Source organism: Arthrobacter sp. SPT-J7 (assembly GCF_059089965.1).
Window position 1 is genome coordinate 1 of record NZ_JBNHFF010000324.1, and the last position, 2,721, is coordinate 2,721.

Here is a 2,721-nt window from a genome sequence, read left to right on the forward strand (position 1 = left end):
ACAAAAGCACGGCCCGCCCTCCGGAATGGAGGACGGGCCGTGCGGGGGAATCAGTGCGGATCCCGGTGGTGGGCCTTCAGCGGCGTGTGCGGCCGTCGTCGAGCTTTTTGTTGCTTGTTTTGTGCTGCTTGAGGGACAAAATTCAGAAGCGGTTCCGCGGCGGCCGGGTCTGGGCGGCACGGAGTTGCTTGGCCTTTCGGGCCTTGAGTACCCGGCTGATGATTCCCGGGAGCAAGGCAAAGAGCAGTTTCTTCATGACACGGGTCCTTTGGTTGGTGGGGCTGGTGCGTCTTGTTGCTGGACGTCAGCTTTGGCCGCTTACGGCTGGCGCTCCGCGCCCCGGACCTCGCTGTACGGATCATCCAGATCCTTCAGCGGGACTCCGCCTGCTTCGGTGCCCGAATAGGCCGGCCGGGCCGGTTCCCCGTAGATGGTTTCGCCGTAGGTTGCCGGCGCCGTCCCGTGGTTCTGGTAGACCGATTCCTCGCCCCACGGCGGAGCGGTTGTTGCGCCGGTTGTTGTGACAGCCGGGGCCTGCGCCGGCTTGGGCGGAATTGCCGCCTGCGGTGCCGGGGCCGGCTGCAGGCCACGAGCAAGCCGGCCCACGAGGATGCCAGCGCCGGCAGCCAAAAGCAGGAACGTTCCCGGCTTGCGGCGGGCAAAGGACTGAACGTCCTCCAACAGCTCCCGGGGATCCTTGCCTTCCACCCAGGAAGCAACCGAGGCCGTGCGGTCCGCAGCCTGCCGGATCACGTCACTGGCGATGCCCTTTTGCTCCGGGGCATCGGCCATGTTCTGAAGCTGGCTGGAAATGGTCCGGATGCCATCGGCGGCCTTCTGCTGCTGCGCGCCCGCCTGATTGCCCAGGCCTGACTTCGCCTCGTGCAGGAGGCCCTTTGCGCTGGTCTTTGCCTCGGATGCGACGTTTCCGACTTCGTGCTTCGCGGTCTGCGCCACATTGTGGGCCGCACCGGCCGCCTGCCCGGCGATCTTCGACGTCTCTTCCTTGGCTGCGTCCTTCTTGGTGACGTAGGTTTCCGGCTCTGCGGAAGGATCCGTCGGTGCTGCGTTCCCGTACTGGTCGAGATGGCTTCGGGCAGAAGCCTCAGGCCACTGGTTCTCCGTCATCATCACTCGCTTCCACTGGTAGGCAGCTGGACTTTCAAACCCAGCCTGGTGAATTAGTAAGTAAGGTTACTAACTAAATACTAAGCACACTTGCTATATGTCGCGCAAGACGTGACCTTGCACGTGCTCTCCCCCACGCCCCTTACCTGCCAGCAGGAAGTGCCGTGGTGCCACGTACTCGGCAAATCCCCGTCGGGAAAATATCGGTACGGACCCATCCTTTGTTGGCACGGCTCCGAACCACAGCAGCGAAACACTTCCGCAGCTATTCGTGAAGCCACACTGACCAGAAGGAGCCAACTCATGAGCGTTCCGAACTACACCCGATTCCTCACGGAATGCTTCGTCCAGAACCCAGAAAGGCAACCGGCTTTGAGCGAAGACGAAATCTACGGCGTCTACGTCAGCTGGTGCCTGCTCAATGGCCGGCAGCCCGGTCCCGCAAGGTCCTTGTGGGCAGCGATGGACGAACGGGGACATGCCGGCCAAAAGCGCGACGCCGGCCGTCATGAATGGCCAGGGCTGACAATGAAAGGCCCTGCAGCCGTGGACTACATCCTCTCCAGCCAGCCCAGCCTGCTCTAATTTCGCCGCCGGGACAGGCAGCTCTTTGAGAAAGAAGCAGGGCGTTTGCTTAGGGCACGGGCCAGGTGATCATGGTGAACGATTGAATCCACCTTTCCGGGGCTAGGATTCCACCATGGGACTGATCATCACACTGCTTGTTATCTGGCTTGTTCTTTCGATTCTGGGTGCCATAATCGAGGGCTTGCTGTGGCTGGCCTTCATCGGTTTGCTGCTGTTCGTTGCCACTGCTGTTTGGGGTTGGGTGAAGCGGAACGCCGGGACCTGATGTCCCGCGGCATCAGGCCGCCAGGTCCCTTTCCCGGATCAGGCGGCTGGCGGCTGCCGACGCCGCAATGGCGACGGCAGCCATCAGCAGGGCGGCCCCCGGCTGGAAAGCTTCCACGGGCATAGCTGAAGAATGCCGGAACGGGCTCAGGTCCTGAAGCCAGACGGGCAGGCCGAGCAGTTCCCCAAACTGTCCGAGGACCAGCGCGGCGCATAGGGCGCCCCAGCCAACCGAACTGCTCCACCGCGGCGCGAGGGCGAACACGAGCGCAGTCACGGCGGGGAAGACCAGCGCCGCCGGCACGTGCGCCAATGCAGCAACGAGAACCAGCCCGGGGCTGCTTCCCCCCGCCTGCGTCAGGGCGAGAACGACGGCGGCCGAGGCTCCGGCGGCAACGGCAACAGTCGTCGTCGTGATTGCCGCGACGGCGAGGGTGCCCGCCAACCAGCGGACCCGTGGCACCGGCACGGCCAGCAGCAGCTCAGCACGTCCCTCAGCTTCCTCGTCCCTAAGCCGCAGGACCGCCTGGATGCCCGCGGAGGCAGCGAGGATTCCGGCGATACCCAGCATTGCGGTGGTGAAGAGGTCCATCATGCCGGCGTCGCCGGGAACCAGCCGGTTCATCAGCTCCACCAATGCCGGATTGCCGGACAATGCGTCCCGGACCACTGGCCCCAGCCCGCCGGCCACCGCCCCCAGCCCGGCGGCAGCGAAGCACCAGCCGGCCACGCTTCCGCGCT

Annotated in this window: 4 protein-coding genes; 2 read left to right on the plus strand and 2 right to left on the minus strand. The window is 64.4% G+C overall.

What is annotated here, in order from left to right; all coding sequences use genetic code 11:
* Positions 1 to 318: 318 nt before the first annotated feature.
* Entirely contained in the window at positions 319 to 1,128 is an 810-nt protein-coding gene (locus tag AC5RWX_RS32085; RefSeq protein WP_494100221.1) for a hypothetical protein, read from the minus strand.
* A gap of 303 nt (positions 1,129 to 1,431) precedes the next feature.
* Here AC5RWX_RS32085 and AC5RWX_RS32090 point away from each other — a divergent pair, with 303 nt between their 5' ends.
* Both AC5RWX_RS32090 and AC5RWX_RS32095 read left to right on the plus strand, forming a co-directional pair.
* Positions 1,432 to 1,713: a hypothetical protein gene (locus tag AC5RWX_RS32090; RefSeq protein WP_494100222.1), complete on the plus strand. Its 282-nt coding sequence runs from the start codon at positions 1,432 to 1,434 to the stop codon at positions 1,711 to 1,713.
* A 115-nt stretch (positions 1,714 to 1,828) separates the two neighbouring features.
* Complete coding sequence (locus AC5RWX_RS32095; protein ID WP_494100223.1) at positions 1,829 to 1,981, plus strand: hypothetical protein; 153 nt, start codon at positions 1,829 to 1,831, stop codon at positions 1,979 to 1,981.
* A gap of 12 nt (positions 1,982 to 1,993) precedes the next feature.
* Here the strand turns inward: AC5RWX_RS32095 and AC5RWX_RS32100 are convergent.
* The coding region (locus AC5RWX_RS32100; RefSeq protein ID WP_494100224.1) for an efflux permease Rv1217c-related protein at positions 1,994 to 2,721 on the minus strand (728 nt) is incomplete at its 5' end.